This is a genomic window from Bacteroides sp. 41_26, from assembly GCF_949740115.1.
GTDB classification, from domain to species: domain Bacteria; phylum Bacteroidota; class Bacteroidia; order Bacteroidales; family Bacteroidaceae; genus Bacteroides; species Bacteroides nordii.
In genome coordinates, this window is sequence record NZ_CATJGZ010000125.1 from 1 (window position 1) to 22973 (window position 22973).

The window sequence follows — 22973 nt, forward strand, 5'->3', positions numbered from 1 at the left end:
AAAATCTAAACTATACCTACAACGAGGAAATACTTTACTTGCCATATGAATTTTTATAATGTTAAAACGGTGTAAAGTAAATCTGTATTAAGTCACTCTTATATCAACTCATTATCAGCGCTTTACAAACAGACATAAGTTACGATAATCTGTCTTTCAAAACCTGTGGTAACTCAGGCATAGCGCCACTCTGAGTACATACATATGCAGAAACTTCAACTGCCAGTTTATGGGCTTCGGGCACACTCTTACCCTTCAATAACGAAGCACAGAAAGCAGCCGTAAACGAATCACCTGCCCCCACCGTATCGGCTACCGGTACTCTGGGTGTCTCCTGGAAAGAGACTACGCCCGGAGTAAATACATAGCTCCCGTTGGTTCCACAGGTCAGTATTAACATCTTCAAATTGTATTTAGCGAGGAGGATCCAGCATTTGTCCTGAAGATCGATACCCGGATAACCGAACATACGGCTGATAGCAACCAATTCTTCATCATTAATCTTCAGTACATTGCAACGCTGGCAAGACTCACGAATGATTTCTTTGGTATAAAACCCCTGACGAAGATTGATATCGAATATCTTCAACTGCTCATCTCCATCGGGCATCGCGTCAAGAAAACGATTGATAGAAACACGACTCACTTCATTGCGTTGCGCCAGCGAACCAAAGCAGAAAGCACGAGTACTGAGCGCCAAGCGTTTCAGATCATCAGTAAATGGAATATTGTCCCAGGCTACCCCCTCTTTAATCTCATAAAGAGGTATACCAGCGCTATCGAGCGTTACCTGTACGGTTCCGGTAGGATAATTCACCACTTGCAACTGATGCTTCAACTGCTTTTCTTTGAATACCTCAAGGATTTCATCCCCTAACGCATCATTGCCAACAGCACTTACCACACGGCTGTCAAATCCAAACTGCGATACATGATAAGCGAAGTTTGCCGGAGCACCACCTATTTTTTTTCCTTCGGGCAGCACATCCCATAGTGCCTCACCCATTCCTACGATTATGTTATTCATACTAATTTACGATTAAACTATTTACAACTTAAATTACTTTTTAATGCGGAAAGTGTAGAATAAGAGATATGCTACTCCAACCGTCATTACGGCTACCGCACCGCTCTGTCCGATGGCGTCAGAAGCAACTCCCATTGCCAAAGGGAAAATTGTTCCTCCGAAAAGCCCCATGATCATCAAACCGGAAACTTCATTTTTCTTATTCGGCATAAACAATAATACCTGAGAGAAAATGATAGGAAATACATTTGAATTACCAAATCCTATAAAAGCAATACAAATGTAAATCATCATCAAGTCATGGAAAATAAACAATCCTGCCATTGCCATCAACATAAAAAACACACTGATAGCAAAGAAAGTTTTAGATGACATTTTACGCAGAATAAAGGATCCTAAAAGACAACCTATGGTACGGAAGATAAAATACAGACTGGTTGCGAAACCTGCATCTGCTAATGTCATGCCTAAACGCTCCATAAGAATCTTCGGAGCAGTAGTATTTGTACCCACATCAATCCCCACATGACACATAATCCCGACGAATGAAAGTAAAATAAAAGGTTTACCCAACAAAGCCAGGCACTGCATAAAAGTGGAAGGCTTTCCTTCTTCCGGTTCTTCTACTATCGATGTAGCATTCAGTAACAGAATGGCAACAATCGATATAACCATGTAAATGGGGAAAAGTACACGCCAGCCAAGGTCGAATGAAGGAATGGCTTGTGTAGCCCCCCACATAGCGATGTAAGGAGCAAGGAAAGAAGCAATGGCTTTTATAAACTGTCCGAAGGTAAGACTACTGGCAAGTTTGTCACCACTAACAATAGTAGAAAGTAATGGATTCAGTGAAGTCTGCATCAAGGCATTACCAATACCAAGCAAAGAAAACGAAACAAGCATCAATACATAACCATCTCCGAAAATAGGGAGAACCAAAGATGCAAAAGTGATTACAAGACTAAGAAGTACCGTTTTTTTACGTCCGATACGATTCATCAACATACCTGTAGGTACGGAAAAGATAAGAAACCAAAAGAATACCAGTGAAGGAAAGATATTTGCCTGAGCATCTGTCAGACCAAGATCTGCTTTTACATAATTAGAGGCGATACCTACAAGATCAACAAATCCCATAGCAAAGAAACAAAGCATCACCGGGACAAGCTTCGTTAGCGAAGCATTTTTAGTATTTTCCATTATTTTTGAGTTGTTAAGTTGGGAAGTTTTTAAGTTGAGAAGTAGTTAAGTAGAAATGTTTTGCTTAGATAAAGCAGAACTATCCACTACTTACTACTATCTACTTACTACTAATTTATACACAGTAAATGAAGTCACATTATAGCTTCCGCCTTTGGCATAAAAACTAATGCGATTGTAAGGTTCCGATGGGAACACAAGGTTCGTCATCGCAAACCGGCCATCGTCGCCGAAAGCTTCAACACTCGATTTATCAATAAACAGACGAAGTTTCATTTCATTACTACCCCCGATAGGAGCCATTGTAACAGTTGGAAAATCTTTGCTGAATGATACATTTCCACTCTTTGTACGATCCATAGAGAATTTCTTCTCAATCAGATTGTAGCTCATCTCCACTTCTTCTCCTTTTGAATTGAATAGTTGAAATCCGATAACTTCGGCATTTTTATTTTTGATAGTCATCTCTATTTCGTAAGTATCCGTGTTGTCGGCAAAAAGCTTATCCATATTATAAGTACGGTCTACTTTGAAAGTACGCTTCTTTATTGCTTTATCTCGTAACTTAAGTAACTCCTTGGAAGGAGTACACTTCACGTAAGTCTCCCCATTGAAAGTATAGAGTGAAAGATCACGAGGTACAGAGTTTGCACTACGGTATTGTTGAGTCGGAACATTGTTCGCATATTCCCAGTTACTCATCCATGCCAAAGCGATGTGACGGCCTTCGGGGGCATTACTCCAGGTTACTGTAGCATAATGATCTTTCCCCCAGTCCATCCATTTGGTTAAAGCCGGAGAGTCATTTACAAACTTCTGTCCATCGAATGAACCCACAAAATACTGCGTGGCCGAGCCACCGAACGGCCCCCCCGGATTAAGGTTACAGATAAGTACCCATTTCTTTAATTCAGTGCCTTCGACAGGTAGTTCTATAAGATCAGGACATTCCCATACACCACCGTGAGCCCCCTGTCCTTCACCGAATTTACTTTCCAAAGTCCAGTCTTTCAGGTTAGGAGAAGAATAAAGTTGCATCTCCTGTCCTACAGCAAGAATCATAATCCATTTCTTTGTATCTTCATGCCATATCACTTTCGGGTCACGAAAATCACGTTGGGTGGAAGTAAGAATGGGATTACGGGCATACTTTTTGAATGTCTTTCCGTTATCGAGGCTGTAAGCCATACTCTGTACCTGACGGTCACTTGCCGAGGTATAAAAAGCCACTATGGCTCCGGCACCAAATCCGGCAGTATTGTCTTTATCTACCACACATGAACCACTAAAGATCGTACCCAGTGCATCCGGAGAGATGGCATCGCCATGATGCTTCCAATTTACTAAATCCGTACTGGTAGCATGTCCCCAATGCATATTCCCCCACATAGAACCGTAAGGGTTGTGTTGATAAAACAGATGATAAACACCATCCTTATATACCATCCCATTCGGATCATTCATCCATCCATAAGCTGGTGTAAAATGATATACCGGACGGAATTTTTCACAATTGGAAGTATCATATTCATCAGAAAGTTTCATCTCTTTCCAACATATAGCCGAATCCGGAATAAGCTGAAAATTGAAAGAAAGATGTTTGTTATCAAATCCGGTAAGGTCGACTGGTACAAAGTAATCTACTTTATTAACAGCCAAACGGACATTCATGTTACGCACTACATCGTTATCAGCTATCATATACAATTTTGCTTCGGGCGAAGCCTCTTCTACCGGAAGAAGCAAAAACTTTTTCTGCTCTTCTATCTGGACAATACTTTGTCCGTCACCTAAATGTTTAATCACGAAAGGAGGATTTATAGCCGGACAAGAACAGACAGAAGCAGCAGTCCCTACTATAAACAAGGAAAGTGTTTTTCCGATTTTCCGCCAGGAATCTTTTAAATGAAACATGTTGTTATGGTATTAAGATTTTTAAATTCTACTGCTGCAAAGATAGGCGCCATAGCATAGAACGCCTATCACATTTATTGCAAACTATATTATATTTGTTACATGGGTTCTCATTTGCCCAAGTCTGAATATTCGGTATTTATAATATTTGATTCATTCTATACTAATAATGATACGTCTGTCTTTTATATATTTTACTCAATCATTTATTTCACAGCATTTAATATCAAACAATCTAATCCGAAAATACCACCCGTACCATGGGCCTTTTCATTCTTACCAACCAGCTCTATTTTTAGACGTATTTTTCCATTCTCCGGATCATAGCGTCCGATGCGAATAGCCCCGGAATTAACAACACCATATTTAGGCGCACTGCAACCATCAAACAAGGTTGGAGATTTATGTCCATTTACATAAAAGCCGATAATACCATAATCCGGTGCTTTTGTTCCATGAACAGTTATATCATATGGTTTATTCTCAGGCACCTCAAATTCATATTCAATAAAACTACCAGTTTTCCCATGTGTACAGATCAATTGCTTACTCCCACTCCACTTTCCTTTAGAGAAAGTAAGCATGCCCTGACCATCAGTAAATAGTTCTTCGGATTTTGCTGTGGGAGTTAATTTTTCAAACTCTATCGCATTCGTTGCAATCTTGTAAGCGGCCGGATCCGCTGGTTGAGGCAGTAAAGGACGTGTTACCTCCTCTATCAATGTGCTGTTTTCTGCTTTTGCGTTCAGATCACCATACCAATATACAGTAGCAGCATAATCAACCTCACCCGATATCCAACTCAACATTTCTATATCAAAACGAAGGTGTCTATTAAACGGGATCTGATCCAGACTACGGGTTCGGAAAAATGTATTATACCCGATTGACGTTTCAGCATCTGCACGGGTTGCCCCTCCAAACGGTGTATAGAAAGGAATGACAGGAGCCCAGGAACAATTGTAATAATCTTCTGTGCCTGTGCCAAAATGAGAAGGAAAGTCTTTATCATCATCCACCCATATCTTTTCATCTCCTTCTCCATACCATGCTAATGTATGATTAAAAAGCGATAATACATCTCCTTTATAAACTCCACGCCCATTTAATGTTGCAAAATTCCAATCGATACATGCCGCATCATTATCCGGATTTGCTTCTACATGAATGCCATTTTCCTGTCTCCATGAAGAATGAAAATAAAGGCTGCGTTCATCCCATTTCCAATCATCCACACGTATTTCGATATCAGCTTTTACTGTGGTAGAAGATAGGTTCACAAGTTTAAAAAACGCATTACTCTGATAAGGCATTACCCAACGGCTAAGTACATGCCCTTTGCCATCAGCAGAAACATACCAGCTATCTGATTTGTGTGCTCCCATACCTGCTCCCGAGAAATCACTCAAAGGCACGGTAACTGTCTCCACACCATCAAAACTCATTTTAATAACCTGTTCGCGCATCGCCTGTTCATAATGTACTGAATCCACCTGAATATTTATAGATAATAAACGGACAGCATTCGTTCCTTCGGGCAAAGCAACCGACAATGAATCTTTTGAAAACAACTCTTTGGATTCAGTTAACAATGTTCCCTTCTCATAAGAAGGATAATTCCGGAGTAATGAATCCACATATAATATCTTATCTTTATTCTGCTCTACGAGCTCAACAGAAAAAGTTTCAACTTTTGTTCCTACCGGATAACTACGATAATTTATTCCATAGTATTTAGGAGAAGGCTCAATTGAATCCGGTAATTCAAATGTTATCTTACATCCATTACTATAGGGTATGGGTAAAAACAATGTATTACCTCCTTTTCCATCCGGAGTATAATTCGGATGTTCCTGCACTAATTCTTTACCTATTGACAAACCGGAACGGAGCAAATCATAAGCCGGTATCTCCCATTGGGCATCCCCGGCATGATTAAAATAAAAACGCATTATACCACGTTTATCCATTGTTGTTAACCAGAAACGCGTAATAACGCCCGGACCATCCTGATCAAATAAAACATTTTCTTTTCTCCCATTGATTGTATCAACACGGATTATCCCAAAACCATCATTATTGGCAAACCAGCCTGCTGAGTCCGGATGAACAGAACGGCGGTCGTAACTACTTTCCTGACGGCAAGAAAATGGTATGGCGGGAAAACGGGCACTCTCTTCGTAATCAACCATTTCATCTAATAATGAGCTAAAGGTAATATCATATTTTTCTTGTTTACAAGAAAAAAACGACATCATGCTAAACAACAAAAGCAAACAGCGTGTATAATTCATATCGGCATTCTTTAAAGTTTTATAAAAGAAAGTGAAGAGTCATGTTCAATCCCTCCTCTTCACTTTCCATACATACTAAAATTATCTATTCATCATTTTCTCAACCGTCACATTTCCTTCTTTATCTGTTTGACGAACAACATAAACTCCTTTTTCCAGATTGTCTATAACGGCTTCTTCGTTTGCACCGAATGTTGTCATAAGCATTCCTCTGATATCATAAATCTCAGTCTTCACAATTTCTTTCTTATCCTTTGAATATAAAGGAATGGATACAGTTTCACTCGACAAATAAAGCTCATCTACATATATATCCACAGGTTCGGTAAAACTTGCATCTTCTTTCGTATCTACAACATGAGCCTGCAAAATAATAATTTGCAATGGAGCACCCTCCAACAAATTGTCAGGGAATACAAATTCTAATTTTTGCCATCTACCCACCTCTGTATAATCAGCTGTCAGAATTTGTTTCTTTTCCTCACCAGGAGACTGTAACTCCAGACTTACCGGTCCTGCTATACTCTTCTTTACCATCATCGTCATACATCTGAATTCATTTAAATTATTCACCTTAAAATTACGATTAATGGCACCGGAAAATACTTCATCATTCTTTTCTCTCTTAATCCACAAACACTTGTCAGTGGTATTGATACCTGTCTGATCCGGATTAGCAACAATTCTGGCTTTTCTGCTGAACTCATCTCCCGGGAAAGGAATCCATCCACCAGCAATTTTATCTTCTCCATTAAAACCAAATTCCGGCATAGCCTTATGTAAAGTAATCTCATCGGCATACATAATGCAATCTTCGAAATCATCATTGTTATTTTCATCTTCACGATGAATTTCAATCAATATTTTGGTAAGTCCGGTTGCTCCAAGCCCTGAAACATTTATGATCGGAAATGTCAACTTCTGCCAGGAATCATCGGTGGCAGTATATTCTGCATATATCATACCGCTTCCTCCTGTTGGACTCTGTAATTCAAGGCAAACTTTCCCAGGATAGGGCTTTTTTACTAACATCGAAATCGAATTATAGTCAGTAATATTAGGCACACTAAAACTCTCGGATAAAGCGCCTTCCCAAGGCCATCCTATCTCGTCAGAGCCACCCGTCTCTTTAGGACGATTCATTGAGATACATTTAGCTGTCGAATTAACCGCATCCGGAGTTGGATTATCCACTTCCTGTACATTTGTCGGACCGGCAAAGTTGTGCCATTCAACGCCCGAAGTTACATCACCATAAATAACTAAATCATCTTGAGCCAATAATGTAGAAGTGGCAGCAAGTGCAGCAACGAGTAAAAATGTCTTTTTCATGTTATCAATGTTTTAATTTATTAAATAAAGGATTATTCATATACTTTTATATCAGAGAAAGAAATCTCGGTTCCCTTATCTGTAAAAATTGCCCAAGGATTTTTAGGCATTTTGTCTATACGATTAGAGAATGCAATCTTATCATTTACATACATCACACAAACTGATTTTTCAGCCACAATCTTCACCTTAAATTGTTTATCGGCCGGAACTGCCAATGTAACATCGGTTTGTGCAGGAGTAGTCCCACGTGTCAAATCATCTTTTGACATTATCATTTTCTTGGATTTCAAATCAAAACGAATAGAATAAACTTCTGTTTTATCATCACATGCTCCAAAAGCAAACCCAAAAACATCTTCATCGCCGGTGGCTTTGACAGTTGCTTCTATTTTGCATGTCTTATCCAATCGCGGGAAGGACACTGAAGCCACATCCGAAAGAACATATGAATTCTCTTTCTTGACAGCTTTCCCGGATTTATCAATAAGTACTGTCTTTTTCAACGTAGTAAACTTCTTATCAATTCCGTCAGGAAGTTTAAGATCAATGGTTCCGTCAGCATTAAACAACATATGATGGCAAACCAAAGAACCTCCCCACTGATCGGGATCACCATCACCGATACGCGTCGGACACCATCCCGCCAAGTAACGTTCTTTTCCGTTTGACATCGTTTTTCCGGCATAGAAAGCAATGCCATCAAATATATCATTGGCAGGTTTTATCCATGGCCCTTTCAGTGACTTGGCATAACGATAATGTACTTTACGATCGGCTACATTCGAATAAGTCAAATACCAATACTCTCCTTCCTTAAAGACATCAGCACACTCCATGACCCAAATAGCCGGATCTGTATAAAGAGGTTCCTGTAATGTCCATGCCTTTGCATTCTGCAACTCTTTAGATGTAAATAAAGCCAGTGTTGCCCCTGCATTCGTATGGGTTGTCACCACCATTTTATACAATCCGTCTTCTTCATCATAAAATACATGTGGATCACGACAATCATTTTCCACATATCCACTTTGTCCCCTAAGAGAGAGATAGAAATTATGTTCACCCTTCTTTGTCCAGGTCTTCATATCCTTAGAGGTAGTTAATAAGATAGCCTGTGTAGGTACTCCCATCTCCTGCCACTTCCATTGATGACCTGTATAAAACGCACAGTATTCTCCGGTAATACGATCTTTAATTACACCACCTGTTCCTAAAGCAACATCCTGCTCTTCTTCTTTCCCACAAGGGATGGTTTCACCACCAAAAGTAAAAGAAGAAAGATCGGTGGAAGAAACCATATGCCATGGATGTAAGAAAGGATACCCCGAACGCCAGTCCTGTAAATAGAAAATATAAAATTTACCGTCATCATAATAAGGTATCGGATCACCTACCCAGCCATTTGCAGGTTTATACCAAGTAGTATAAGCACCTTTCTCGCTGGCAGATTGACAATCAGTGGTTTTATCCACCACCTCTTCTCCTCCGCCATTTGAAGGTTCGCTATCACTACATGCCCATAAATTGAAAGTTGCGAACATAAACAAAACATAGATATACTTTTTCATAATTATGATCTCTATTTATTTTGACTACTAAAAAAATAAGTTTGTTGTTTATAGTAAAGGATAGGATACATCGTTGACAAGCAACGATGTATCATTTTACACCAATTATTTAGTGAGATAATTGAAAACATTCAACGTCATCTTTTCTATATTAGAATAGTATGAATTTGACGACACATTTTCTTTCTCATAATACCAGTCATAAGACGGGGCTCCGATACAAACAGCAGTTCCTTTTCCACCTTCGATACCATCAAATACCGAAACAGCAACTTTTTCATTACAATCATCATCCCAATTGAAAGAAGCCAATGGTGTACCACCCGTCTTTGATGCCCAATCTGCCCAGTCTTGTGTATAAGGGGCAACAAGATCCCACGGACATCCGATATTCCTTCTCCAGGATATCTCTTTCCCAACAAGCCAAACTACCGGCCACGATTGAGTGGTTTTATCAATTGTCACTCCTTTATAAATAGGATGCTCTTCACAACCGGTAATAGCAATACCCCAAAGTTCACCAGGAGCATTCACCTGCCCGGCATCACCAAAACTGCCAAAAGCATTGTTTGGAGTATATGCAGCAGGGGTGATACCCAGACTTCCCGTATAGAGACAAGCTGTTCCGGAAAGGAAAATATTACCACCATTGCTGTAATATCCTTTAATTACATTTGTCACATTCTTATTAGCAGCAATAACCGGCAGTGTATTCGCTTGTTCATAATGGAACCATACCGCTGTAAACTGATTGAGCGAAGCAGCGCCATCTTTCAATGACTCCAATGATACATATTTACTGTTCGGAATATTTTCCATCATCCATTCTGCCGCAGTCTTTTCATCAGCATTAGTCAGTCCGTCAATGGTTTCGGCCGTACCCAGGAATGCATAGGTATGATCACTTTGTATTACAGAAACCTCATAAGTAAAGGTTTCATTCATATAAGTAAGTGTATAAACCACAGGGTTAGTGAAATCTTGTATTTTCGAATTTTCCGGAGAAATAGTAGCTCCCTCTGTATATTCGATTGTAGGAATCAGTTTTGTGATATCAATAGTGGTAGGAACTGTTACACTAATCGTGTTATTAACAGGATCGATCGTACCGACATATCTACCATTGAGTATAAACTTAGTAATTCTGGCATTCAATACTTCAACTGATACTTTATAAGTATTATATAAATTACCGTTTGTCACTTTATATTCCACATTTCCGGAAAAATTCTGTGATTCGCCACTACCCGGAGTTATAACAGCGTTATCTGCAACCTTAATATCAGGCACTAATGAAGTAACATCCGACTTAGGCGGAAGCATTACCTTGATCATCATGGTTTCATTATCGATAACTCCTTGCACCCCATTTATTGTAAACTCATGAATATTCACGTCTTGTGAGAAATCCAATGAATCACGTTTGTCGTCATCACAAGCTGTCAGAAACAGGCAAGATACAGACAACATTATCATTATTAAACTAAAATACTTTTTCATGAATTGTCTATTTAAGATTATTTCCATCCGTAATTCTGCTTGTATAAATCTTTACTATAACCTATCTGCTGCTGAGGTATAGGAACATATTCATTTTTATTTTTTGTAAATACGGCTTCCTTCAGATAGGAACGTCTTGCTTTTTCCGATTGAAAATACTTATTCATCGTTTCACTGCAAATCCCCCAACGAACCAGATCAAAAAAGCGCATATTTTCCATTGCAAATTCCAGACGTCGTTCCCATCTCAAAGCATAGCGGGCAAAGTCTTGATTCCAGGTGCAATTGTTTCCATCCTCATAAAGTGCAACTTCCATAACCGGTTTCAAATCCGGATCACTATAATTTACCATCCCATTCGCACTATCCTGTGCACGTTGACGAACCTGATTTATTAAAGGTAACGCTTCCGGTTCACGGTTTAATTCAATCAAAGCTTCAGCTCTTATCAATAAAACATCGGCAAAACGAATGAGAATTTTATTCATCGAATTGGCATAATACGGAGAAAGGTTAACAAAACAATCACAGGAAGGGTCTACATTCTCTTTCAATGAAGCATAATTACCGTATACTTCCGGGTTACGATTCCACGAATTCTGGAAAAGAAGATCCTCATTGTATTTATAAGGAAAACCATCCATTGCTACCGTACTGAATAAACGAGGATCAGCCGCTTTACTTTTCGAATAATTGGCTATATCATAATTCTCCGAATATACACCGTTGTTTACCTTGAACATCGGCAGTCCTTTGCTCGTCTTAAACGCATTTACGAGATTCTGGCTCGGCTTATGGAAATCACAACATCCCAATCCCTGCGGAACAGAAAGAAAATCTGCAAAATTCAGGTTACCAAACATTGTACCATCATCTTTAGAGAATTGAATGGCAAAAATACTCTCTTTCCCATTCTCAAATTCCGGCATAAAATTATAAGCGAAATCTGTTTCCAAACCGTAATTTGACTTCAAGACTTCTCCGGTATATTTTACTACTTCTTCCAAATCATCAACGTCAATTGAAGTTACTTCATATTTTTCATTCTGACGATAAGCTTTATATAAATAGGCCTTAGCCAGATAAGCAGCAGCGGCATATTTATTAGCTCTTCCTAAATCGGCCTGCTTCTCTGGCAGATTATCAAAAGCAAACTTAAAATCTGCAATAATTTTATCCCACATCTCAACATCAGTCAATTCTACATTAGATATGAACTGATATTGATGTTCGGGGACCGTCTCATCAACAAAAGGGATATTCTTGAAAAGTATTTTCAATAAGAAATAAAAGTGTCCTCTTAAAAAACGCATTTCTGCTTGTCGGGTCACCTTATTCGGAAATTCTTTTTCTGATACAATATTCAATGCATTAAGAGCCGAATTGACACGGGAAATACCACAATACTGTACAAACCAGTATCCATCCGGTTCACCAAAAGTAGTCACAATATGTGTACCTGTCTCATAACAATGCTCTGTATAACCATCGTTTGTTCCACCGCCACCTTTATATGCATCATCAGAACGGACATCACCCCAGGCCCATAATTTCACATCACGTTGATTCATTAATGAAGCATAAGCAGCATTACAAAATCTCTCTGCATCATTTGCCTGATCCGGATCCAAGCCATTTTGGGTAGCTACATCCAGAAAATCGGAACAAGCTGTAAACATTAATGCAGCTCCAATAAAACCCAATATATATTTTATCTTTTTCATGTTTCTGTTAGTTTATTTTCGCATAATATTTGAAACTCAAAAACCAATATTCACTCCTACGGTAAACGTGGTCGGTATCGGATAACCGAACCCTGCATTTTCCGGATCTACCCCGGAGAAGTTTTTACTTTTAATAGTAAACAGATTCTGTCCACTAACGTAAATACGGAATTTTTCAATAAATGCTTTCTCGCTGATTTTACGTGGTAATGTATATCCTAATTGTAAATTCCGTAATTTCAGGAAAGAACCATTCTCTATAAAATAGGTGGATAAACGCCCTTCATCATTCTCATTTAGAGCCGTGATAGCAGGAATATCCGAATTTGGATTACTTGGGCTCCAGGCATTTAATAAACGTGTACCTTTATTGGAACGAACATCATTGATACTCCAGAAATCAGTTTCACTTTTCACTGCATACGTATTCACATCAATGCCATTTACTCCATAAAAGAATGCACTTAAATCAAAGTTCTTGTAACTCAGCTCAATGTTCAAACCATACATAAAATCAGGATGAGGTGAGCCAATCCAGGTGCGATCATCATCATCGATTTTTCCATCATCATTCAAGTCACGATAGCGAATGCGTCCCAAATCTTCTCCGCCATTCTGTGTTGCATGGTCGGCAATATCTTCTTCTGTGCGAAATAATCCGTCAGCAATATAACCATAAAACGAATTGATGGGGCGTCCCAGAATATTATCTCCCTTACCGTTTCCGCCATAAGAGTTTTCTACATCGGACGGCAACTTGGTCACTTTATTACGATAACCGGATATATTACCGGAAATATCATAAGAGAGTCCGAAAGGTGTTTGATCGCGATAACCTAAGCTCACTTCAAAACCTTTATTTTCCATTGAAGCACCATTGTACCAACAATAACCTCCTTCACCTATGATGCCTAAATAAGGGGGTTGTACCAAAATGTCTTTTGTTTTCTTGATATAATATTCAGCAGTACCATATAACTTCTGATCAAAGAAGCCAAAATCGAGACCAATATTGGTTTGAGTCGTTGTCTCCCATTTCAAATCAGGATTACCTTGTTGCACTTTCTTATAACCGGAAGGAAGTGAAGTACCGCCTTTTCCTGTCAAGTCATAAGAAGTACCATTCAAAGAAGTCCAGGTAGGATCTCCCATACCATAGTCAGTAACATAAAGTGTATGTACAGCAGTATTGGCCGTTTCCTGATTACCTGTTTGTCCCCATCCGAAGCGTAATTTCAAATCAGACAACCACTCTCTTGTTTTCTCCATATATGCTTCCTCACTGATTCGATAACCCAAAGAGAATGCCGGGAAAGTACCGAAACGATTATTTTTTCCGAAACGTGAAGAGCCATCATAACGAAGTGTTACAGAAGCAAGATAACGATTATCATATGCGTAATTGGCTTTACCAAAATAAGATAATAAAGCATAACTGGTAGCGCCACCTGTCACTTTGGATGTTCCAATTCCCATATCAGGCCACATCTGTTCCGGAGTTTCTACCAGAAAACCATCTTTATATGCAGAGAAATTGATCTGCTCCTCTTTATACATCTCCAAACCTGCCAATACATCAAAATTATGTACACCTATTTGTTTTGCATAACTGGCTGTATTACTCCAGGTCCATTTAGTTGTATAAGTTCCCCCCAAAGTAACAGAACTCAAATCATTATTCAACGTACCAGTTTTATAACTATGCACCATGTTACGCTTATAATAATTTGTATAATCAAGTCCGAAACTACTCCGGAGATTCAATCCTTTCAGGGGTTGCAGATTAATATAAGCATTGCCGAACAAGCGCCAGTATGCATATTTATTATCCTTATTATCATACAATAGACGAGCAGGATTATGACGGTCATTCATACCGGTTGTAGGGCCTCCCCAACCTTTGCCGTCTACTGTGTGTACAGGAATCAGAGGCAATGCTTTCAATGCCATGTCCAAAATATTATCATCCGGAATCTGTACTTCTGATGTACGATTTACAGAAAAGTTTTCGCCAATAGTCAACACATCTTTAATAATATGGTAAGATGCATTCATACGAGCTGAAAAACGATCAAAAGAAGTATACTTCAATGTACCATCATTGCTCAGATACCCCAGGGAGAAAAAGTAATCCCCTCTTTCACTTCCATTACTCACCGAAAGATTATATGATTGCAATAATCCTTTTTGAGACACTGCATCAAACCAATCCGTATCAGAAGTAAGCATTGTTTTATCCGTATCCAAATACTTTGGTAAATACATATCATATAAGGCAGCTTCTCCATTATCATCGTATCCCCATTTATAAGTATATCCAATGTTATTTTTATTGGGATCTTCTGAGCTATTTACCGTAGCCTGCCACAATGCCTGTCCGTACTCTTTCGCATTCATTACTTCCAGCTTATTATTATAAAAAGTCTGGGTAACATAGGCATCGAAATTCAGTTTAATTTTACCCTCTTTCCCTTTCTTGGTCGTAACAATAATGACCCCGTTAGCTGCGCGGGAGCCATAAATACTCGCTGCGGAAGCATCCTTCAATACCTGAATATTCTCAATATCATTTGAGTTCAATTCATGCATTCCACCACGGGTAGGCACACCGTCAATAACAAAAAGAGGATCATTATTATTTAATGTACCAATACCTCTGATACGAACGGTAGCAGCTCCACTTGGGTTACCATTTGCAGTAATTTCCATACCCGGTACACGCCCTTGTAAACCCTTTAAAGGATTGTTCTCCGCAGATTTCATCATATCATCAACCGAAACAACTGTTACAGAACCTGTCAGATCTGATTTCTTCTGAGTAGAATAACCCGTCACTACAATCTGATCCAACTGATAATGATCTGGTTGTAATACTATATCTACTTTATCACCCGCATTAACCCGTTTCTCTTGTTTAATCATCCCGACCATTGAAAAAACCAATGTAGAATTCGGGCTCTTTAAATGAATAGAAAAGTTTCCATCAATATCAGTTATAGTACCATTTGTCGTTCCCTTTTCGAGAACGTTAACACCCGGCAAAGCTTCTTTATCCTCAAATAGTATTACCTTCCCTGTCACAACCTGTGCAATAGATAAAATAGGGAAAAGTAACAAAAGAAAGATTACCATGCTTCGCTTTGTTCTAAAGATAAGTCTCTTCATGTTTTTTGATAGATTTAAAATACACATTAATAAAAAATATCATTTTCTAAGAATAAAAATATAAGTTACCCATCAGAACGAAATACTCACTCTCTTATTTTCTCAGGAAGGAAAGAGAGGTTTCATCAATATCTGAAAATAGATACACTTTACTTCAAAACAGTTATCAGGCAGTCCTACTGCCTATTTTCAAAATTGTTTCGCTATTAATAAAATGCAAAAAAAGAAGTGCAAAGATTATGCAATTCTGAAATACATGTTTACCCTCATTCATAATATTAAAATTTAAGAAATAAAAAAATAAAGTTGTTCTTAATAGAAATCCTATGGCAAAGATATTGCGGAAAACATAAAATAACATGCCACATTTGTTTCATACTATATCAATATTGATACATGGAGCCGTAAACAAAGGACTTTTAAAGTTAAAAGGTAGAATTTATAATTCATGGGAAGTAACCAACCAATAAAATATATAAAATACAAACTAGTTCCGGCAACACTTTAGCAATCGTATGAACAGAATATATATACTAAAATAATTCCAATCAGTTATTATACAGAATATGCAATAGAGATTATCAGATTAAATAATAAATATGCTACATTTGAAGGATAAATAACAGATAGCATTAAATATAATAAAGATCAGATAATCATGAAAACAATATCCAACTCACAACTTTCCATTCAGGTATCCTCTCACGGAGCCGAATTATGCAGCATTATATCTAACGGAAAAGAATATCTATGGCAAGCTGACCCTACCTTTTGGAAACGGCATTCGCCCGTGTTATTTCCCATCGTAGGCAGTGTATGGGATAATGAATATCACCACGAAGGTGTAACTTATCATCTTACCCAACATGGATTTGCCCGCGACATGGATTTTGAACTTATACTTGAACAACCTGACGAAGTGCGTTACCGACTAATAGATAATGAAGATACGCGAAAGAAATACCCTTTTCCTTTCTGCCTCGAAATAGGATATCGTATACAAGGAAAACAAATTGACGTATTATGGACGGTGAAAAATACGGGAGATAAAGATATGTACTTCCAGATAGGCGCTCATCCGGCATTCTATTTTCCGGAATTTAACGAGTCCAATGCCGAACGCGGATTCTTTGAATTTGATAAAAAGGAAGGAATAAAATACATTCTTATCTCCGAAAAAGGTTGTGCAGACCCTAATAAAGAGTATTTGTTGGAGCTCCCGTCAGACGGACTACTGCCAATAGATACACATACCTTTGACAAAGATGCTCTGATAATAGAAAATAGCCAGATAAAAGAAGTAATTCTCTGTACCAAAGAAAAGAAACCTTATCTGAGTCTGCGCTTCACAGCTCCAGTAGTAGGTCTTTGGTCACCACCAACCAAGAATGCACCATTTGTTTGTATCGAACCATGGTATGGGCGCTGCGACCGTGCACACTACACCGGAGAATACAAAGACAAGGACTGGATGCAACACCTGGCAGCAGGCGAAAAATTTCAAGGAGGATATTCTATAATAATCGCCTAATCGTTCATTTTGAGTTACCGGTTAGTTTATTAAAGGGTAATATCCTCAAACATGTGTTTAGCACAGGCATAACCTTCTTCATAGAATTCGGTCAGTTTGTGAATGTCTTTTTCGATGCGGTCCACCATTACAGGTTTAACGGGACGGATAACAGTTATCCGTCCCTCATCCTCCATACGTTCCACCATTTCGAGCTGTGCATTATAAACAGCACAACGGCAACTCAGGGCTTCACGCATTTTGGGATATTTACGATAAACAAATGAAGGGATTTTAATATCTTTATTCTCTTTCCGGTAACCACGATTACGAGTTAAAACCACTACATTATTAGGGTATCCATCCGTAATAGCACGTTGCAAAGGAATGCTATCAACAATACCACCATCTAACATCGGGACACTATCTACATAGGCTATCGGACAAACAAATGGCAAACTACTTGAAGCTCTTACAATATCAATCACCCGATTCTTATCGCTTTTCTCTTCAAAATAATTAGCTTCTCCGGTCAGGCAATTTGTAGTCACCATCACAAAACGTTCGGAAGAAGAAAAGTAAGCATCATAATCATAAGGCAGGATATGCTCGGGAAACTCAGTAAACAAAAGATCAAAATCCATAATATTTCGTTTCTTGAGTAAATGACGCAGACCAATGTAATGGTACTTCTCCAACAGATCGATGTTACTGTATTTTGCGCGTCCACGCTGACGAGACATATAAGAGAGCCCATTACATGCTCCGGCAGAAACACCGATTGTATATGGAAAACGAATATCACGGTCCATCAGATAATCAAGTACGCCACAAGTAAATACTCCCCGCATACCTCCACCTTCAAGCACCAGTCCGGTCTGATTGTCAAGAGTCATAGTTCTTTTCTTTTTGCAAAGATAATGCAAACCGGAAGCAGAATAAAATGAACTCATTCATTTTTTTATGCCAAAGTGCAATTTATATTTGCTTCTCGATCAAAAAAACAAATGAACAAGATTCGCCAATGAATCTAATAAAATTAATGTATCTCCCCAACAAGATCAGAACACCAATACCGGGCAAAACTGCAATAATTATTTCCATTTTCAAAGTTATTCGTGTATCTTTGTCGCATAAATATAATAAAAACAACATAATAATGAAAAAGACAATTCTTATTGCGGCAGCACTCTGTATTTGCAGTATGAGCATGAAAGCTCAGGACACAAAAGAAGAAGGCTTCGTTTTCACTACAGTTAAGGAAAATCCGATTACATCTATCAAAAATCAGAACCGTTCGAGTACGTGCTGGAGCTTCTCTGCCCTTGGTTTTCTTGAATCAGAATTGCTCCGGATGGGCAAAGGAGAATATGATTTCTCTGAAATGTTCGTGGTTCATCATACAATGGTAGACCGTGCACGCAATTATGTTCGCTATCATGGTGACAGTTCCTTTTCACCAGGCGGAAGTTTCTATGATATCATGTACTGTCTGAAGAATTACGGCCTTGTACCACAAGAAGCTATGCCAGGAATTATGTATGGTGACTCACTGCCGGTACACAATGAGCTGGATGCCGTAGCAGGTGCTTATGTAGATGCTATCGCCAAGGGAAAACTAACCAAACTGACTCCGGTATGGCAAAAAGGTATCAGTGCCATCTATGATACATACCTGGGACAGTGTCCGGAAAAGTTTACTTATAAAGGAAAAGAATACACTCCGCAGACTTTTGCACAATCATTAGGTATAAATCCGGATGACTATGTATCTTTGACTTCATATACACACCATCCTTTCTATAGCCAGTTCTCTATCGAAATTCAGGACAATTGGCGCAATGGTTTATCATGGAACCTTCCGTTGGATGAATTTATGGCAGTAATGGATAATGCAGTAAAGAAAGGGTATACTTTTGCATGGGGAAGTGATGTGAGCGAACAAGGTTTTACCCGTGATGGTATCGCCGTTATGCCGGATGCAGCAAAAGGTGCTGAGCTGACAGGTTCTGATATGGCTCGCTGGACAGGACTTACTGCTGCCGATAAGCGTAAGGAACTGACTGCACGTCCTTTGCCGGAAATGAATGTAACTCAGGAGATGCGTCAGCAAGCATTTGACAACTGGGAAACAACAGATGACCATGGTATGGTAATCTACGGTATTGCCAAAGATCAGAATGGCAAAGAATACTTTATGGTAAAGAACTCTTGGGGTCCGAGCGGAAAATACAAAGGAATATGGTATGCTTCCAAAGCATTCGTTGCTTACAAAACAATGAATATTCTGGTGCACAAAGATGCTCTTCCCAAAGAAATTGCGAAAAAGTTAGGTATCAAATAAGAACTACATTAGTTTTTCAATATACTCCGTAAAACGCTCTTTATAGCTTTCACCTACCGGTATGTAGGTATTCCTATCAAAGATGATACGCAAACGGGAAATTTCTGTAATCTTGCGGAAATTAACAATATAAGAACGGTGTACCCGCATAAACAATTGTGCGGGAAGCCGTTCTTCCAGTTTCTGGAGGCTCATAAGAGTTACCACCGATTTCTCACAAAATATGAATAATATAAAAATAAGCCCTTTATCTGCCTCCTGCAAAGAGAATAGACAAAGGGCCTGTTTTTATCGCTAATCAGATGTTTTCTTACCAACCCTAACCACCGTGTCCACCACCTCCATGATTGCCACCTCCGCCACCAGAAACAGAAGCACCCGAATAAATAGTATAATTTAGGAAATAGGAAGAAGCTTTAGAAAAAGAATCAATGAACAGGCGTTTTTTATCTGCCAATCTTTATAATACTCTGAAGTACTTGGCAATCAAGCAATAAAAAAGTACGTACTTTTACCATACAAAAGTACGTATTTAATACACTGTTAATATACATTTTAAGTAATAGTTAAAATACTAAGTTCAGAATCATGAAAAAGCATGTTTTTTATTCAGTCAATCTTTGATTGTCTTTCTCGAAAAGCGAAGCTAAGCTGCACCTTGGCATAAAAAATGAACAAGTTCTTTTTATTCTGCTCTCGGTTTGCATTATCTTTGCAACTTAAAAAAACAACCAACAGGATGAAAAAACGAATCATATTTTTATTATTATTCCTTTGCCCTTTCATAATGCAGGCACAAGAAGTTTTTGTCAACGCCGACTTCGTTAGCAATTATATATGGCGGGGTATGAAATGCGGCAATGCCTCCGTACAACCTACCTTAGGAATAAGCTTGGGAGATTTCACTCTTTCGGCATGGGGATCTACTGAATTTCGCAATGAAAATAACGAGATAGATCTTACATTAGAATACGAATTCAAAGGATTAACTCTGAATGTCACCAATTATTTCGAACAAAGCGAAGAAGAACCCTTTGACTATTTCAACTATTCGGCACACAACAGTGGCCATACATTTGAATTTGGGGCAGCATATACTATCAGTGAGAAGTTTCCTCTGACTGCTGCCTGGTACACAACTTTTGCCGGTAACGATTATCGTGAAAACGATAAACGTGCCTGGTCCAGTTATTGTGAACTCTCCTATCCTTTTAATGTAAAGGGAGTTGACCTTGCCATCGAAGCCGGATTCACTCCCTGGGAGGGTATGTACGCTGACAAGTTTAATGTGGTCAATATAGGTTTATCAGCTACCAAAGAACTAAAATTCACCAAGAGCTTCTCACTTCCTATCTCTGGCAAGTTCATAGTAAATCCACACGAAAACCAGGTATATTTTGTATTTGGAATAAGTTTATAATATCACTTTAACCTCCCCCAATAATATAATTATGAAAAAATGTAAGATTACCGTTATGCGAATAGCTTGTTATCAAGATTTGATGGAGAAGTATGAAAATCCGATGGAACATGCTTGTGATATGAAAGAGGGACAAATTTTTATAGCTAATGGTTGGGAGAAACCCAAAGGGATGTGTGATAGTGCCTGGGAGAGTATGTCACCTTTTGTGATGACTTTGGCACATGGCGGCAGCAATTTATACAATGGTTGGATGAAAAATGAAAAGTCTGCCATGATATCGTGCAATGACGGCTTTCGTCCGGTTAGTTTTTTGATTGAAACCATGGAAGAAGATGCAGACTGAGATACGTGCTAAAAATTCTTTCAATTCTTAAAACGATACGACATCAATTTGTTACGTTACAGCGTTGCCCAAATCTACCACAATACATTACTTTAAAGAAAATAGCATCTCTTCCTGGGGTAACACCCGAAGCCATTAACCATCTACGAAGAAAATTACGGAAAGAACGAAAGTATTGAATTACTTCAAGACTTTTTCATTTGATATTCTTAACTTTGTACCGTTATATATACGAGCATATAATCATGAGAACAAAAAACAAACTAAACCTGTCATTAGGTAGTCTACTACTATCTCTATTTGTTGTTTTTAGTACAAGTTGTAGCAAAAATAGTGATGATAATAATCCTGAGTATCATTTGGAACTCTCTAAGAGTTCCTGCGAAGTAATGCAGGGACGCAGTGTTATCGTAGACCTGACTGCCCATGAAAACACTACGTTAGATGTTAAAAACTCAGACCTGATTGATGTCCTTTATACTTGGGAATTTGGCAGTTATAAAGCTAAAATAGAAATTAAAGGCAAACAGAAAGGCGAAACTGACATAGTAGTAATCGACCATGAAACGAGACAAACGGCTACAATAAAGGTGAAAGTGACAGAATATCCAATGCCTCTTCTTGCCGTCGAGCAACAGAAAGGAAACATTTTTGATATGATGAACTTTTATCTCTATAATAAAAATTCGCAGTCAATCAATTCCAGTGAACTTTCTGCTATATGCGATTCAATCGTTTGGACGGTAGATGGTCTGAATGGTAGTTTTCGAGTGTTTGAACACAAAGAAGGAGAAGATTGGATGGATAGTCATCTGACTTTGAAGTGGGGACACTGCTTCAAGTATCCCAGTGAATATAAAACTTACCTGACTGTATGGAAAAACAATAAGACAATTTTCCGTCATCAGCTCGATATCTCCATCACCGATAACAAAGATTTTCTGGTTTATAATTGGAGTGACATCACTAAAGATTCTCAAGCCTGGTATTCTTATGCAGATGTACTGAATAGCAGTCCCGATTTGATGACCACATACGGCCTTAGCGGTACTGTCCCATTTGCTGAAGTAAGGCTTTTTCATAACGACATTACTCAAAGTTACCATGTTCTTTATGATTATTTCTGCAAACTCTATTCAGCTCCAACGTATGAGGATAAAACTGATAAGCTGTGGCAACTGTATGACAAATTGTTCTCTGAACAAAAGAAAGATGGTTATCCTGTTGCCATTTGGGTGACAGAACATGCCAATATTATTTTATTGTTGTTGGATGAAGCTATGGAATATCCCGGATATGTGGTTTATGCGGAACCCAACATATTGGATTCGCTATCTTAATCTTAACAAAGAATGAAGAGCGGAAATCTACATCCTCCCTCCTGATCTTTTGCTCAAAAACTTTAAACCTGTGCATTTTCTTAATGGTTTTCTTGTCAGAACCAACTGTTTCCGTAAATTTGCACGCTGATAGTTAACCGGATAGTTTGATAGCAAGATTCTTACTACTGACTACTGGCTACTAACTTGTAGAAATACTAATACTAAAATTAATAGCATGAGTTTGAAAATTGTTGTATTGGCAAAACAAGTTCCCGACACACGTAACGTTGGGAAAGATGCCATG

General features: G+C 38.5%; 16 protein-coding genes and 1 pseudogene. 5 read left to right on the plus strand and 12 right to left on the minus strand.

From position 1 onward, the window contains the following. Positions 1–139 precede the first annotated feature (139 nt). The 9 genes from QX565_RS18810 to QX565_RS18850 all read right to left on the minus strand — a co-directional run bounded on the left by QX565_RS18810 (position 140) and on the right by QX565_RS18850 (position 15727). The gene (locus tag QX565_RS18810; protein WP_221650805.1) at positions 140–1027 is read right to left on the minus strand and encodes a carbohydrate kinase family protein; all 888 of its coding nucleotides are present in this window, start codon (positions 1025–1027) and stop codon (positions 140–142) included. A 33-nt stretch (positions 1028–1060) separates the two neighbouring features. Then, complete coding sequence (locus tag QX565_RS18815) at positions 1061–2227, minus strand: MFS transporter (RefSeq protein WP_221650804.1); 1167 nt, start codon at positions 2225–2227, stop codon at positions 1061–1063. A gap of 96 nt (positions 2228–2323) precedes the next feature. Beyond that, a complete protein-coding gene (locus tag QX565_RS18820; RefSeq protein WP_221650803.1) occupies positions 2324–4141 on the minus strand; it encodes a glycoside hydrolase family 32 protein in 1818 nt (605 codons plus the stop codon). Positions 4142–4347: 206 nt separating this feature from the next. Continuing rightward, positions 4348–6435, minus strand: coding sequence for a glycoside hydrolase family 172 protein (locus tag QX565_RS18825; RefSeq protein WP_289293943.1), 2088 nt, complete (start codon positions 6433–6435; stop codon positions 4348–4350). 81 nt (positions 6436–6516) lie between these two features. Continuing rightward, positions 6517–7767, minus strand: coding sequence for a T9SS type A sorting domain-containing protein (locus tag QX565_RS18830; protein ID WP_025866996.1), 1251 nt, complete (start codon positions 7765–7767; stop codon positions 6517–6519). Between the two features lie 32 nt (positions 7768–7799). Next, the gene (locus QX565_RS18835; RefSeq protein ID WP_195349752.1) at positions 7800–9338 is read right to left on the minus strand and encodes a glycoside hydrolase family 32 protein; all 1539 of its coding nucleotides are present in this window, start codon (positions 9336–9338) and stop codon (positions 7800–7802) included. 105 nt (positions 9339–9443) lie between these two features. Beyond that, positions 9444–10838: a DUF4960 domain-containing protein gene (locus QX565_RS18840; protein WP_223381340.1), complete on the minus strand. Its 1395-nt coding sequence runs from the start codon at positions 10836–10838 to the stop codon at positions 9444–9446. A 17-nt stretch (positions 10839–10855) separates the two neighbouring features. After that, a complete protein-coding gene (locus tag QX565_RS18845) occupies positions 10856–12562 on the minus strand; it encodes a RagB/SusD family nutrient uptake outer membrane protein (RefSeq protein WP_195660575.1) in 1707 nt (568 codons plus the stop codon). A gap of 36 nt (positions 12563–12598) precedes the next feature. Then, entirely contained in the window at positions 12599–15727 is a 3129-nt protein-coding gene (locus QX565_RS18850; protein ID WP_025866993.1) for a SusC/RagA family TonB-linked outer membrane protein, read from the minus strand. A gap of 658 nt (positions 15728–16385) precedes the next feature. Between QX565_RS18850 and QX565_RS18855 the strand changes: the two genes are divergently transcribed. Further along, positions 16386–17258 carry an aldose 1-epimerase family protein gene (locus QX565_RS18855; protein WP_289293947.1) on the plus strand — a complete coding sequence of 291 codons (873 nt, stop codon included), beginning with the start codon at positions 16386–16388 and terminating at the stop codon, positions 17256–17258. A 29-nt stretch (positions 17259–17287) separates the two neighbouring features. On the opposite strand, the gene QX565_RS18860 is transcribed toward QX565_RS18855, so the two are convergent. Next, the gene (locus tag QX565_RS18860) at positions 17288–18133 is read right to left on the minus strand and encodes a patatin-like phospholipase family protein (RefSeq protein ID WP_221650818.1); all 846 of its coding nucleotides are present in this window, start codon (positions 18131–18133) and stop codon (positions 17288–17290) included. A gap of 263 nt (positions 18134–18396) precedes the next feature. Here QX565_RS18860 and QX565_RS18865 point away from each other — a divergent pair, with 263 nt between their 5' ends. Then, positions 18397–19581 (plus strand): C1 family peptidase, encoded by a 1185-nt coding sequence (locus QX565_RS18865; RefSeq protein ID WP_221650800.1) that lies wholly within the window; start codon positions 18397–18399, stop codon positions 19579–19581. 3 nt (positions 19582–19584) lie between these two features. Here QX565_RS18865 and QX565_RS18870 read toward each other — a convergent pair. Together QX565_RS18870 and QX565_RS18875 are read right to left on the minus strand one after the other, a co-directional pair. Next, positions 19585–19797, minus strand: a pseudogene (locus tag QX565_RS18870) (LytR/AlgR family response regulator transcription factor); the annotation flags it as partial. 103 nt (positions 19798–19900) lie between these two features. Continuing rightward, the gene (locus tag QX565_RS18875; RefSeq protein WP_221650799.1) at positions 19901–20038 is read right to left on the minus strand and encodes a hypothetical protein; all 138 of its coding nucleotides are present in this window, start codon (positions 20036–20038) and stop codon (positions 19901–19903) included. A gap of 282 nt (positions 20039–20320) precedes the next feature. On the opposite strand from QX565_RS18875, the gene QX565_RS18880 reads away from it, so the two are divergent. The 3 genes from QX565_RS18880 to QX565_RS18890 all read left to right on the plus strand — a co-directional run bounded on the left by QX565_RS18880 (position 20321) and on the right by QX565_RS18890 (position 22687). Beyond that, on the plus strand, positions 20321–21001 hold the full coding sequence (locus QX565_RS18880) for a transporter (RefSeq protein WP_221650798.1): 681 nt from the start codon (positions 20321–20323) through the stop codon (positions 20999–21001). 31 nt (positions 21002–21032) lie between these two features. Beyond that, positions 21033–21347: a TIGR04076 family protein gene (locus tag QX565_RS18885; RefSeq protein WP_221650797.1), complete on the plus strand. Its 315-nt coding sequence runs from the start codon at positions 21033–21035 to the stop codon at positions 21345–21347. A gap of 245 nt (positions 21348–21592) precedes the next feature. After that, positions 21593–22687, plus strand: coding sequence for a hypothetical protein (locus QX565_RS18890; protein ID WP_289293950.1), 1095 nt, complete (start codon positions 21593–21595; stop codon positions 22685–22687). Positions 22688–22973: the final 286 nt, after the last annotated feature.